This window comes from Raoultibacter timonensis (assembly GCF_900240215.1).
In the GTDB taxonomy this organism is placed as follows: domain Bacteria; phylum Actinomycetota; class Coriobacteriia; order Coriobacteriales; family Eggerthellaceae; genus Raoultibacter; species Raoultibacter timonensis.
In genome coordinates, this window is the sequence record NZ_LT964679.1 from 1,827,948 (window position 1) to 1,839,195 (window position 11,248).

Annotated in this window: 9 protein-coding genes; all 9 read right to left on the minus strand. The window is 64.0% G+C overall.

Annotated features, from left to right (window positions below):
• A partial coding sequence (locus C1722_RS08140; protein ID WP_102378782.1) for a J domain-containing protein occupies positions 1-721 on the minus strand: 721 nt, incomplete at its 3' end.
• Positions 722-1,208: 487 nt separating this feature from the next.
• Positions 1,209-2,567: a hypothetical protein gene (locus tag C1722_RS08145; RefSeq protein ID WP_180995097.1), complete on the minus strand. Its 1,359-nt coding sequence runs from the start codon at positions 2,565-2,567 to the stop codon at positions 1,209-1,211.
• A 339-nt stretch (positions 2,568-2,906) separates the two neighbouring features.
• Entirely contained in the window at positions 2,907-4,481 is a 1,575-nt protein-coding gene (purH, locus tag C1722_RS08150; RefSeq protein ID WP_102378783.1) for a bifunctional phosphoribosylaminoimidazolecarboxamide formyltransferase/IMP cyclohydrolase, read from the minus strand.
• Between the two features lies 1 nt (position 4,482).
• On the minus strand, positions 4,483-5,475 hold the full coding sequence (locus C1722_RS08155) for an XdhC family protein (protein ID WP_102378784.1): 993 nt from the start codon (positions 5,473-5,475) through the stop codon (positions 4,483-4,485).
• Positions 5,468-6,106, minus strand: coding sequence for a phosphoribosylglycinamide formyltransferase (purN, locus tag C1722_RS08160; protein WP_102378785.1), 639 nt, complete (start codon positions 6,104-6,106; stop codon positions 5,468-5,470). Before purN ends, C1722_RS08155 begins: the two co-directional genes overlap by 8 nt.
• Before the next feature lie 47 nt (positions 6,107-6,153).
• On the minus strand, positions 6,154-7,314 hold the full coding sequence (gene purM / locus C1722_RS08165; RefSeq protein ID WP_102378786.1) for a phosphoribosylformylglycinamidine cyclo-ligase: 1,161 nt from the start codon (positions 7,312-7,314) through the stop codon (positions 6,154-6,156).
• Between the two features lie 47 nt (positions 7,315-7,361).
• Complete coding sequence (gene purF / locus C1722_RS08170) at positions 7,362-8,831, minus strand: amidophosphoribosyltransferase (protein WP_102378787.1); 1,470 nt, start codon at positions 8,829-8,831, stop codon at positions 7,362-7,364.
• Positions 8,828-10,096 carry a class B sortase gene (gene srtB, locus C1722_RS08175; protein ID WP_244902496.1) on the minus strand — a complete coding sequence of 423 codons (1,269 nt, stop codon included), beginning with the start codon at positions 10,094-10,096 and terminating at the stop codon, positions 8,828-8,830. The genes purF and srtB overlap by 4 nt, the downstream gene beginning before the upstream one ends.
• Before the next feature lie 361 nt (positions 10,097-10,457).
• Positions 10,458-11,248 (minus strand): polyphosphate kinase 2 family protein (locus C1722_RS17395; protein WP_425319349.1); only part of this gene is annotated, 791 nt, incomplete at its 5' end.

Below are 11,248 nucleotides of genomic sequence, written 5' to 3' on the forward strand. Positions count from 1 at the left end.
GCGCAAAGAAGATCGCGAGCCCGAACGTAACGGCCCCCGCACGCGGTGCGATGAGCATCAAAAACGGCGCCCCGACAAGGGCGATCGGGAAAAAGAACGCCACGAGGCAGCTCCCGAGCCGTTTCCATAAACCGTAGATGATCGAGGCGGCAACGTAGAGGAACAAACCCGATGCGAGCGAGGCGAGCACGCCAAGTACCGCAAGGCACGCAAGCTTGATGGCGATGACGCCGAGTTCGTTGCGCAGGTTCTTCTGCGCCTCGTCCAGTTTCTCGGCGGGCGTCTTCTGCGGCCGGGCGGCTCCGAACGGATCGAAGGGGTTTCCCGCCTGCGTCGCGGCATCCCATGATGTCCAAACCCAGGTGGTCTGGCCCTGTCCTGCGCCGAACGGCCAACCTTGGAACGGATCGCCGTACGGGTTCGAGGAACCGGGCGTTCCCCCCGCCCCCTGCCCGCGCGAAGGCGAGCCGGCGTAGGGATTGCCATAGGGATTGGCGTAGGGGCCGCGTCCGAACTCGGGCTCCCACTTGCGCGAGATGAGCACATCGCGCGCCTCGTTGATGCGCTTGGTCTGCTCTTCCGCCCACGCATGCTTTTCCGGATCCTGGGCGTACTTATCGGGGTGATGCTCGATCACCTTGACACGATGGGCCTTTTTGATCTCATCGTCGGTCGCCCCGTCTTGGAGGCCGAGAATGCGCAATGCTTCGGATTTCTTCATGCTCCCACTATACGCAACGCGATCAGGATAGCGTGATGCGAACCGACCCGCTGTTGCCGTTATGTAGGAAATCTACACGCGCCCGACATAGATCACCCGAGAGCGAACCGCATCGGGGGCGCGGGCGACGGATGCGTCCGGCCGGCGATTCGGTCCGGCGGGCCAAGCGATGCGCGATTACGCCTTCCGCGACGCCCGGTTGACCACGACGCCCGGTTGCTCCGCCCGCCCGGTTGGCCTCGGTGCCCGGTTGGCCTCGGTGCCCGGTTGGCCTCGGCGCCTCCGATGTCCGCGAAGGCGAGTTATGCGACGAAAAAGAGTCTGGTTTTGCCCTCATTGATCGCATAACCGCAGGTCGTAATTCTCTTCGATGCCGAAAAGAGTCCGAAAACTTCGCACGAAGGCGGTTGGCGGACAGCGGAGCGAAAGCGGTTGGCGGAAGGCGGTTGGTGGAAGGCGGTTGGCGGAAGGCGGAGGAGGAACCGCCCTAGCGGGAGTCGGAAGCCGCATCTCCACCCGACTCCGCAGCCGCTTTCGCATCGGAGTCGGCGGCAGGTGCCGGATCCGCCAATTCCCCGGTAATGCGCTCCTTGATCGTGAGCTTGCGCGGTGCGAACGGGTGCGGCAGGGGGATGTCGTGGCCGATCGAGCGCAAAGCGATGTCCCAGAGCGTCTGGCTCCCCCCGTAATAGAGGTAGCGCCTCTTCAAAGCGGGGAGCTCGTCTTCGTCGACCGCGCCGTCGGCGGCGAACTTGTCGATGATGGCGTTCGATACGTCTTTCGCCTTCCCCTTGCGCAACGCGACGACCGCGTTGGCTACGAACACGCCGACCGTGTACGGGAGCACGAACGCCTTGATGAGCGCTATGAGGTCATCCGATTTGTACTGGGCGAGCGAACTCGATTGGCTGTCGAGCACGCTCGAATCGATGGCCGAGGCAAGCTGGCCCGACGCGCTCTCGGCGGCGAAGCGCTGCACGTCGACGAGCCAGACGCCGGCGAACACGATGACCGCGGCACCGAAAGCCGCCGCCACGAGGCTGATGCCCTTGAGCCAGCGCGAGACGCTCCGCATCCAGTAGAACGGCACCGAATAGGTGTAGAGCAGCAGCAAGAGCGCCGCAAGCACGATGGACGCTGCGATGATGATCGAATCCTGCTTCAGGAAGTAATCGGTTGCCATACCGAGGATGCGTTGCACCTCGTAGAGCCAATCGAATCCGCTCTGCAGCATGCCCTCGGCAGAAAAGCCCAGGGCGGTCAGCGCCTTCATCGCCCACGAAAGAAGGATGCTCGCGACTACCACCACGATGAAAAACGCAGGCAGGGTGACCGTGATGCTCGTAAGCCCGCGCAGCACCGTTTTGTCGAACCGGAGCGCCAGGAAGTAGAACAGGAGGAACCCGCCCACGAGCACCGCCGTGAACGTGAGGTAGGTTGCTATGGCGTCGGGTATGACGATCTGGGGAAACGTTCCGAATACCGCACGGGCGACCAAACCGATCGAAACCGCCGAGACGATGGCCGCGCTTCCGAGAGCCCACGCCCGCTGCAGACGATCGGCTTGCGTATCGAGGCACGGGCGACCCTCGTCATCGACGAGCGTCACCAAATCGAGCGAGACGATCGCCCGAATCGCGAACGCCGTCTTGAACCCGAGGGCAACGGCGAGCGGGGCGAACAGGATGAGGCCTACCCACGGGGGAAGGGCCAGGCATACGCCGCCGAAAACGAAAGCGGGAAACGCGATGCGAAACAGACCCGCGTAAGGGCGCTTCACCCATGCGAGCAGACGCCCGCATAGCGAGCGGACCCACACGGCTCTTCTCTGTACGCCCTTGCCCATACATCGAGTGTATTGCCCGATCCCGCTGCGGGCAAGCAACGGGTGCTCAACAAGCCGGGGCAGGACGCCGCAAGGCCGGGGAGATCCGCGAAGCGCACGCAAGACGCCGCGTCGCAGCGGTTCGCGAAGCGCACGCAGGTCGGCCGCAAGCATGCGCTCGGCCGAGCGCATGCGTTGCTTTGCATGGGGCCGAAACGCAAGGAGACCGGACGCAAGGTCCGGTCTCCTGATGCCGTCGCACAAAGCGCCTGCCGCGCCCAAGGCGGGATGCCCCGCATGCTTCGCAGCCGACCCCCGCCCGTGCTTCGCGAACCGCTGCGACGCGGCGATGCAACGGCTCTAGTGCCTGAAGTGGCGATGCCCCGTGAACACCATCGCAATGCCCTGTTCGTCGGCAGCGGCGATGACTTCCTCGTCGCGGATCGAACCGCCCGGCTGGATGACCGCCGTGATGCCCGCCTCGGCGAGCGCGTCGAGGCCGTCACGGAACGGGAAGAACGCGTCGGAAGCGGCAACCGCCCCCCTCGCTTTCTCGCCCGCCTGCTCGACGGCGATGTGCGCCGAGTTCACGCGGTTGGGCTGACCTCCGCCCACGCCGACCGTTGCATGGCCCTTGGACAGAAGGATCGCGTTGCTCTTGACCGACTTGCACACCTTCCACGCGAACACGAGCTCTTCCATCTCGGCCTCGGTGGGCTGGCGCTTGGTGGCAACCGTAAACGACGCCGGCTCTTCGGCAACCGCATCGGAATCCTGACAGAGAAGGCCGCCCTCGACCGAGCGGAACTCGACTTCGCCGCCCGCAGGGTTCACGCCACCCGTGGCGAGCAGGCGCGCGTTGGGCTTCGCTTCGTACATGGCGAGCGCATCGCCTGCGAACTCGGGGGCGATGATGGCTTCGACGAACTGCTTGTTCTCGAAAATAGCCACCACCACGTCGGAGGTGACGGGGCGGTTGAACGCCATCACGCCGCCGTAGGCGGATACCGGATCGCACTCGTGGGCCTTCTTGTACGCAGCGACGATATCCTCGTCGACGCATACGCCGCACGGCGTGAGGTGCTTGACGATCACACATGCGGGCTCGTCGAACTCGCGGACCGCAGCCCATGCGGCATCGAGGTCGAGGTAGTTGTTGTAGGAGAGTTCCTTACCCTGGAGCTGACGGGCATTCGCCAGGCTGTGATCGGCCATCTTGTACGCATCGCGACGATAGAACGCCGCTTCCTGATGCGGGTTCTCGCCGTAGCGCAGCCCCTGCACCTTCGAGAGCGCAAGATCGATGCGGGCGGGGAACTTCGCATCCGCTTCGCCCGCGATCTGTCCGGCCAGCCATGCGGCGATCGACCCGTCGTAGGCGTTCGTGGTTTCGAATACCTGCAAAGCGAGCCCGAGACGCGTATCCCGCTTTGTGGCACCGCCGTTGGTGCGCATCTCGTCGAGGATCTCATCGTACATATCCGGACGCGTGACCACCGCGACCGACTCGAAGTTCTTCGCGGCGGAGCGCAGCATGGAGGGGCCGCCGATGTCGATGTTCTCGATGCAGGTAGCGAAGTCGGCGCCAGAATCGACCGTCTTCGTGAACGCGTACAGGTTCACCACCACCATATCGATCATCTCGATGCCGTGCTCGGCCGCCTGGGCCATATGGTCGGCGTTGTCGCGTTTGGCGAGAAGCCCGCCGTGCACCTTCGGGTGCAAGGTCTTCACGCGACCGTCCATCATCTCGGGGAATTCGGTCACATCGTCGATCGGCGTGACGGGAACGCCCGCCTCGGCAAGCACGCGCGCCGTACCGCCCGTCGAGATGATCTCGGCGCCGAACTCGGTTGCGAGCGCCGACGCGAACTCCACCACCCCGCTCTTATCGGTAACCGAGATGAGTACTCGCTTGACCTTTGGATCTTCCACCTTAGCTCCTTCCCAAACTGGCTTCGTGCTTCGCACGGGCCTCTTCGCTGTATCTTTGCTGGTACCTGACGTCCACGAGCTCGGCCACAATCGCTATGGCCAGCTCGGCCGGCGTCTTCGCACCGAACTTCAAGCCTATCGGGCGCTTCACGCGATCCCATTGCTCATCGGCCATGCCCGCCTCGCGCACAAGCTCGTACACGCGGCTGTTCTTGCCGGCGCAACCCATCATACCCACGTAGTGCACGTTGTTCTCAAGCGCCCATATGCAGCCCTCGGGATCGAACATGTGCCCGCGCGTGAGCACGCACACGTAATCGGACGAATCGGCCTTGACGGCACCGAGCTCGTCGAAGTTCCCACCCGAAAGCACGATGCGACGCGCATCGGGAAAGCGGCTCTCGCTCACGTACGCGGGATCGTAATCGACCACGCACACGTCGAAGCCGACGTGCGCGGCAAGTGCGGCGACCTCGCTTGAAGCGTCGCTCGCGCCGAGCAGCCACACGCGGACCGAATCGAACAGCGGCACGCTTGTCCAGGTAAGGCCCTCGAACTGCTCGTTGTGCATCGAAGGGCCGCGCGTCACGTCTTTCATCTGGAAGAAATCGCGCGGCGACCACTCCCGCGAGGCGACGCACTGCTTCGCGTCGTTGCAGAAGAACACGAGCGGATCGCCGTCGGCCGAACCGACATCGCCGTACTTCTTCGTCACCTCGTTATCGGTGTTCGCGACCGCTTCGGCAGGATCGTAGACGACCTTGAATCCGAGCCACGCGAGCTCGCCCTCGTCCATGGCCCGCGCCGCACGCTCGAACGTGGCGATGTCGGCTTTGTTCAGGCTTGCCGCAACGATGTCGAGATAGTCGGGCGAGATGTGCTCGTTGCCCTCGGTTGCTTCCGCGGAGAAGCAGGGGAAGTCCTCGGCCGTGAGCGTGGGGGTCAACCCCTCGGTGAGGTCTTCGATGATCCTTGTGAGCGTTTCCCTATTCACTGATGCGCACCTTCCTATCTTCGGTAATCGTTACGCGCCCGGCGGCGAGCCAGCGCAGCACCTCGGGGTACAGCGCGTGCTCCGCCTCGTGGATGCGCGCCTCGAGCGACTCGAGGGTGTCGTCTTCGCGGACCTCGACGGCGCGCTGCGCGATGATCGGGCCCTTATCGTATTCGGCGTTCGCAAAGTGCACGGTAATGCCCGTGACCTTCACGCCCGCATCGAAAGCCTCCTCGATGGCGTGCGCCCCCATGAACGAGGGCAGCAGCGCCGGATGGAGGTTCAGCACCTTATCGGGGAACGCCTGCAGCACCTCGTCGGTCAGCTTGCGCATGTAGCCCGCCATGACCACGTACTCGGCTCCAGCGCGCACGAGCTCGGTTGCGATGATCTCGTTGGCCGTTGCCGGATCGGCGTAGAGCTCCTTGTTGAGAGAGCAGGTGGCTATGCCGTGCTCTTTGGCGCGCACGAGCCCGTAGGCTTCGGGGCGCGACGAGATGACCACGACGATTTCGGCGTTCAGGCTTCCGTCCTCGATCGCATCGATGATGGCGGCCAGATTGGTTCCGCTGCCGCTGAGGAGCACGCCTATCCTGAGCGGCTCCGCCTCTCTGTTCAAACCCCCACTCATTGCTTCCCTTTCGACTCGAGCATCCGTACAAGCAAAAATCGCATGGGCTACTCCTCGTCGGACTGCCCGTCGGCTTCGGCGAACAAGGCGCCGTCGTTGGCGTAGACGACCTTGCCCTCGCCTTCGACGATGCGCCCGACACGGTAGGTTTTCTCCCCAGCCGCACGCAGCGCCTCTTCGACGGCATCCGCCTTGGCCGGATCGACGATGAGCACCATGCCGAGCCCCATGTTGAAGGTCTTGAGCGCCTCGGTCTCGTCGAGCTTCGCCGCACGGCACACGAACGATGCGATGGGGGGCACCTCCCATGTGCCGAGCGTTACTTCTGCATCGACGGTGGCGGGCAGGGCGCGGTCGAGGTTCTCGGAAATGCCGCCACCCGTAATGTGGGCGAGCGCGCGAACCGCCTTGGGGTGCGCCTTAAGCACCGACAGCACCTGCTTGACGTAGATGCGCGTGGGCTCGAGCAGCGCTTCCTCGACGCTTTTCCCGCCGAGCTCTTCGCGCTCGAGGCGCAACTCGTAGTGGGTCTTGTCCTCCACGCAGACCTTGCGGGCGAGGGAGTAGCCGTTGGAGTGCAGACCGCTCGACGCCAGACCGATCAGCACGTCGCCCGCCTGCACCCGTTTGGGATCGAGCATCTCGGGGCGATCGACGACGCCCACGCAGAAGCCCGACAGATCGTAGTCGTCAGCCTCCATGACGCCGGGATGCTCGGCCATCTCGCCGCCGATGAGCGCGCAGCCCGCCTGCTTGCAACCCTCGGCTATGCCCGAAACGACCTCGGCCACCGCTTCGGCCTTGAGTTTGCCCACGGCAACGTAGTCAAGGAAGAACAGCGGCTCGGCACCGGTTGCCAGGATATCGTTCGCGCACATGGCGACCAGATCGATGCCCACCGTATCGTGCTTGCCCGCCAGCTGGGCCACCTTGAGCTTCGTGCCCACGCCGTCGGTCCCCGATACGAGGATGGGGTCGGCCATGTTCTTCGCCGCTGCGATGGAGAACAGGCCCCCGAATCCGCCGATATCGCCGATGACCTCGTCGCGATAGGTTTCATGGACGGCGCCCTTGATCGCATCGACGGCTCGTGCGCCCTCGGCGGTATCGACGCCGGCCTGGGCGTAGGTCGTGGCGTCTTGCGCCCAGCTCGGCATGGCGGGGGGGGCGTCCCTCTCGACGGCGCTTACGGTGATTCTCTCTGTCATCTCATCTCCTTGTAAAAAGCCTCGACCTGCACCTGGATGCAAGCCGTTTACTGCAATCCTGAAGCTTGCGCAAAATCCGCTTTGGTCAGAAAACTCTTCCTGCTCGTCGATTCGGGAATCGCCACGGGGTACTCCCCCGAAAAGCACGCCTCGCAGAACCCGTCGTGGTTCGCCTGGATGGAATCGCGCAGACCCTGAAGCGATATGAAGGCAAGCGAGTCGGCGCCGATGAACGCGCGCATCTCCTCGTTGGTCATGTTGGCCGCTATGAGCTGGTCGCGCGTATCGGTATCGATCCCGTAGAAGCACGGCCACGAAACCTCGGGGCTCACGATGCGCAGGTGCACTTCGGTCGCACCCGCCTCGCGCAGCATGTCGACGAGCTTTTTCGAGGTGTTGCCGCGCACGATGCTGTCGTCGATCACGACGAGGCGCTTGCCCGCTATGACCGAAGGCAGCGGATTGAGCTTCAAGCGGATGCCGAGCTGACGCATGGCCTGGGTCGGCTCGATGAACGTGCGGCCGACGTAGCGGTTCTTCACGATGCCGTCGGCGTACGGGATGCCGCTCTCGTGCGCATATCCCATCGCGGGAGGCACGCCCGAGTCGGGCACGCCGAGCACGAGATCGGCTTGTACGGGGGCTTCCTGGGCGATGATGCGGCCCATGTTGCGGCGGGCCTGGTACACGCTCATGCCGTCGATTACGCTGTCGGGTCGGGCGAAGTACACGTATTCGAAGATGCAGGATGCGCGCCTTCCCGCGACAACGCCCTGTTCCGAATGCATGCCTTCGTCGTTGAAGCGGACGATCTCGCCCGGCTCGACGTCGCGCACGTACTCGGCCCCCACGATGTCGAGGCCGCAGGTCTCGCTCGAAACCACCCAGCCGCGATCGTTCGGCAGCTTGCCGATGCACAGCGGGCGGATACCGTTCGGATCGCGGAACGCATAGAGCGAATCGGGGCTCGCGAGCACCATGGCGTAGGCACCCTCGAGCGCTTCCATCGCGCGGCGGATGCCGCTGCGGAGATGGTGGGTTTTCCGGGTCACCACGCCGATGGCCTTGGCAGCCACCTCGCTATCGGTGCCGGAGCGAAACTGCACGCCCTCGTCGATGAGGCGCGTGCGCGTTTCGTTGGTGTTGACGAGCGTTCCGTTGTGGGCGAGCGCGATGAGCACGTCGTCGATGGCGGAGATATGCGGCTGCGCAGCTTCCCACGATGCCGACGCGCCACTCGTCGAGTAGCGCACGTGGCCCACCGCCACGAAACCCTCTAAAGCGGCAAGCGTCGACTCGTCGAATACCTGGGTCACCAGGCCGAGGTCTTTCGCCACCATGATGGTCTCGCCGTCGCCTACCGCGATGCCGGCGCTCTCCTGGCCCCTGTGCTGCAGAGCCTGCAGCCCGAAGCACGTCATGCGCGCAACATCCTCGCCCTTCCCGTACACGCCGAATACGGCGCATTCCTCCTCGAGCCTGTCGGGGCGCTCCCAGGAAAACGCGGGCACGCTCATGAAACGGCCCCCGCGGCACCCTCTGCCGCCGCGGCATCCTCGGGATCGATGGCACCGCCCGTATCGCCTTCGCCCTGCGCAGATGCGGCATTGGCGGGCACCGGGCTGTGGGCTACACCCCCGAACCGCCCGCGGCGGGCATATGGGGCCGAACAGGCGGCGCCGGGGACGCGAGCGCACACCGTCCCGCGTTTCCCCCGCCGCCNATAGTCGGCGCAGGTGACGAACGCGAACATCTTCTCGACTTCCCCAGCCGTCACCGTTGCGGGATCGGGCGCCGATACGGTACGGTCCATCTTGTCCTGAACGTAGGCCTGCAGCTCTTCGGCGTCGGCGAAGGTGGGCTGGGCGAGCGGATCGGATGCATCGACCACCACAAGCGAGAACGTGGTGAGCTTGTAGTTGCGCTCGGGCGTGAAGATGTAGACCGTACGGTGCTCGTTGAACACCGACTCGTCGCGGAAGTCGGCGAATTGGGCGAACATCGAGCCGTCGTTCATGTGGTGGCCGTACACGATGTTGTTGGCATCGGAGAAATCGGCCGTGTTCTCGGCTGCGAGGAAGATGGCGCCGTACGAGGCGAGCCAGTTCGTCTCACCGTAAAAATCGGTCTTGAGGTACTTGTCGTTGTTGTCGGTGTGTACGATCGGGTAGTTGACCATCGTGCCGGGCACGTAGACCCACCCCACCGTATCGGGGTTGATGGCCAAAAGCGCGTCCCAATCGATGACGACGTCGGAAAGCGCTACGCCTTCGATGTCGGCCGGCTCCTCGAACGCCTGCGATGCGACGGTGTTGTACTTATCCTGCCCCTGCCAATAGCTGAACGCGATAACCCCCAAGGCGATGAGCGCCCCGATGAGCACGACGAGGGCGATCCAGAAAACGACCCGCCACGGGCCGCCCTTCTTCTTGCCGGATTTGCCCTTCTTGCCGATGATATCGCTGCCGTAGCGGGCGCCGCCCGCCCGGGCGGCCGCATTGCCCTGCTGAGCGGATCGGCGCTGCCCGGCCTGGGCCTGCCTGTTCACGCTCGGGCGGCCACGGCCGCCCTGGGAAGCAGGTTGCGGATCCTGCGCTTGCTGCCGGGGGTCGCGCGCCTGCGAACCCGCGCGGTACTGCTGGTTCCGTGCGCCTTGGCGCGGTTGCTGTCGGGGAGACGAGGGGCTCTGCTGACGTGCTTCGGGCGGCATTCCGGAGTTCGCGTCAGGCTGGGCATGGCGCGCCCGCGGGGATGCGTCTTGATTGTGCCGGTTATCAGCCATAAAGACCTTTCGGTAGCAGCTCGCGTAAAACTAAGAAGCGTTGCGCATCGGTTTTGCGCTACGCTTCTTCTCTCGGTTCGATTCCATGATAAGCAAAACGCCCTCGAAATGAGGGCGCAACATGCAGTTCTGTACGTAATATCCACGGCCGATGGCCACGATGCTACTTCTTCATTTCGTCGAAGAAACCCTTCGCGATGAAGACGACGATGATGAGGACGATGATGGCCACGATGACCCAGACAGCCTCGATCGGAATAGTCCCGAAGATTGTTTCCATGCTCTAAACCCCTTTGTACAAGCACCGGCTCGCGGTGCCGAGCGCGTCGAAAAATAATACAGCGACAATAGTAACGCGGTCTCAGTTTTCGCGCAAGCGCTCTGTTAACGCTTCGTTGATGATCTGAAGCGACTTTACGCGTGCGTAGCGCTTATCATCGCTCTCGAGCACCACCCAGGGAGCATACGGCGTCGACGTGAGGCGGAACATATCTTCGACAGCAGCTCTGTACTGCGGATACTTTTCGCGATTGCGCCAATCCTCCTCGGTGATCTTCCACTGCTTCGCCGGGTCGCCCTCGCGCGCCTCGAAGCGCGCGAGCTGCTCGTCCGGGCAGACGTCCACCCAGAATTTAATGAGGATCGCTCCCCATTTCTGCAACTCGCGCTCGAATTCGTTTATTTCGTCATAGGCGCGTGACCATTCCGTTGCCGAGGCGAAACCTTCCACCCGCTCGACGAGCACGCGCCCGTACCAACTGCGGTCGTAGATTCCCACATGCCCCGCTTTCGGCAGCCGCGTCCAATACCGCCACAGGTGCGGGTGCGCGAGCTCCGGCTTGGTGGGCGCAGGGCTCGTGAAGATGGTATAGGCCCGCGCATCGAGCGCCTGTGCCACGCGCTTGATGGCACCGCCCTTGCCCGCGGCGTCCCACCCCTCGTACATGACCATGAGGGGAATGCGCGCCAAGTACATTTCTTGCTCGAGCGCGGCAAGCCGTCTCTGCTCCTCTTTGAGGCGGCGGCGGTACTCCTCCTCCTCGAGCACGAGCGTATGATCAACTCCGTCGAGGCGGGGCACGCGTCCGACGGTTTCGAACCGCGAGGCGCGCGGGGCCGCCAGCGAAGCCTCTTGCGCCTCGAGCTCGGCGG

Excerpts from the sequence above, each read along its gene's own strand:
- C1722_RS08145 (WP_180995097.1), bottom strand. The coding sequence starts at position 2,567 with ATGGGCAAGGGCGTACAGAGAAGAGCCGTGTGGGTCCGCTCGCTATGC.
- purN (WP_102378785.1), bottom strand. The coding sequence starts at position 6,106 with ATGAGTGGGGGTTTGAACAGAGAGGCGGAGCCGCTCAGGATAGGCGTG.
- purM (WP_102378786.1), bottom strand. The coding sequence starts at position 7,314 with ATGACAGAGAGAATCACCGTAAGCGCCGTCGAGAGGGACGCCCCCCCC.
- purF (WP_102378787.1), bottom strand. The coding sequence starts at position 8,831 with ATGAGCGTGCCCGCGTTTTCCTGGGAGCGCCCCGACAGGCTCGAGGAG.